The 2130-nt window shown below is 76.3% G+C and carries 2 protein-coding genes; both read left to right on the top strand.

From position 1 onward, the window contains the following. A partial coding sequence (cydD, locus tag L0B03_RS16975; protein ID WP_250448061.1) for a thiol reductant ABC exporter subunit CydD occupies nucleotides 1-1445 on the top strand: 1445 nt, incomplete at its 5' end. Then, on the top strand, nucleotides 1442-2130 hold a 689-nt coding region (locus L0B03_RS16980; RefSeq protein WP_250448063.1), incomplete at its 3' end, for an ABC transporter transmembrane domain-containing protein. The genes cydD and L0B03_RS16980, both read left to right, overlap by 4 nt.

Consider the following 2130-nt stretch of genomic DNA (forward strand, 5'->3'; position numbering starts at 1 on the left):
GGTACGCCCACCGCGCCGCGACCCGCACGGTCGCCGAGCTGCGCGTCCAGGTCCTCACCCACGCCGCGGCTCTCGGGCCGCGCTGGCTCGCCCGGGGACGGACCGCGACGGTGGCCACGCTGGCGACCCGGGGCCTGGACGACCTCGAGCCCTACCTGGTCCGCTACCTGCCGCAGCTCCTGCTCGCCGCGACCGTCACCCCCGCGGCCCTCGCGGTGGTCCTCGGGCTGGACTGGATCGCCGCGGTGACCATCGCCCTGACCGTGCCTCTGGTCCCCCTGTTCATGGCCCTCGTCGGCTGGCTCACCCAGGGCTACGCCCAGCGGCGGCTCGCGACCATGCAGCGCCTCGGGGACCAGGTGCTGGACCTGCTCACCGGACTCCCGACGCTGCGCGCCCTGGGGCGTGAGCACGGCCCGGCGGCCCGCGTGCGTGCGCTGGGGGACGCCCACCGTCGAGCCACGATGGGGACGTTGCGGGTCGCCTTCCTCTCCGGCATGGTGCTCGAGCTCCTGACGACCCTCGCCGTCGCGCTCGTCGCGGTCGGCGTCGGCTTCCGCCTGGTCTACGGCCACCTCGACCTGACCACGGCCCTGGCCGTCATCGTGCTCGCCCCCGAGGTCTACCTGCCGCTGCGCCAGGTCGGTGCGCACTTCCACGCCTCGGCGGACGGGGTGGCTGCCGCGGACCAGACCTTCACGATCCTCGAGACCCCCGCACCGGCCCGCGGCCGCACCGCTGCCCCCGACCTGCGCTCGGCCACCGTCCGGCTGGAAGAGGTCTCCGTCACCGCACCCGACCGCGACCTCCTCGCCCCCGCGGGCCTCGACCTGACCCTCTCGCCCGGTACGGTCACCGCCCTCGCCGGCCCGAACGGAGCCGGCAAGTCGACCGCCGTCGCCGTCCTCCTGGGCCTGCTGCCCCCCACCTCCGGCCGGGTCCGGGTGGCCGGGCTCGACCTGCGCGAGGTCGACCCGCGCTCGTGGTGGTCGCAGATCACCTGGGTGCCCCAGCGGCCCGTGCTCACCCCCGGCACGGTCGCCGAGCTCGTCGACGACGGGCGGCAGGTCGACCCCCTCGACCGGGACCGCGTCGCCGAGCTCACCGGTCTCGACACGGTCGTGGCCCGCCTGAGCGCGCGCTGGGGCACCACGGTGGGCCAGGGCGGTTACGGGCTGAGCCTGGGTGAACGCCAACGCCTCGCGCTGACCAGGGCCCTGCTCGACGACGCCGCCCTCGTGGTGCTCGACGAGCCGACGGCCCACCTGGACCACGAGGGCGAGACCGTGGTGCTGCGCGCCGTGGAGCACCTGCGAGGCCAGGGCCGGACCGTCCTGCTCGTCGCGCACCGGCCCACGCTGCTGGCCTGCGCCGACCGCGTCGTCGAGGTCCGTTCCGGTGCCCTTGAGGGAGCCGGCACCGCACCGGAGGGACCGCGCTCATGAGCAGGGTCCAGGATGTGCGCACCGACCCCCTGGTCCGCGCGGTGCTGCTGCTCGACGTCTCCTGGCGGCGGGTCGCAGCAGCGGTGCTGGCCGGGGCGGGCGCCCTGGGCAGCGCGGTGGCCCTCGCCGCCGTCTCGGCCTGGCTGATCGCCCGGGCCTCCCAGATGCCGCCCGCGATGGAGCTCTCGATCGCGGCGGTGGCGGTGCGCACCTTCGGGATCACCCGCGGGCTGCTGCGCTACCTCGAGCGCCTCGTCTCGCACGACCTCGCCCTGCGCGGCATGGCGACCCTGCGTACCGAGCTGTACTCCCGGCTGGCCGCCGGACGGACCGAGGCCCTGGTGGGCGTGCGGCGGGGTGACCTCCTCACCCGCGTGGGGGCCGACGTCGACCGTGTCGGGGACGCCGTCGTGCGTGGTCTGCTCCCTGCGGCGGTCGCGGCCGTCGTCGGCGCGGGCAGCGTCGTGCTCCTCGCGGCCTTCCTCCCGGCAGCGGCGGCCTGGCTCGCGGTGTGCCTGCTCGTGGCCAGCGTCCTGGCGCCCTGGCTCGCCACCCGGGCAGCGGCTCGGCTCGAGCGCGAGCAGTCCCAGGCCCGTGCCGAGATCGGCGCCCTGACCCTGACCCTTCTCGACGGGGCCGGGGAGCTGGCCGTCTCGGGGCGCGCGGCCGCGGTGCACGACGCTCT

It is taken from the genome of Actinotalea sp. C106, from assembly GCF_023630195.1.
Taxonomy (GTDB): domain Bacteria; phylum Actinomycetota; class Actinomycetes; order Actinomycetales; family Cellulomonadaceae; genus Actinotalea.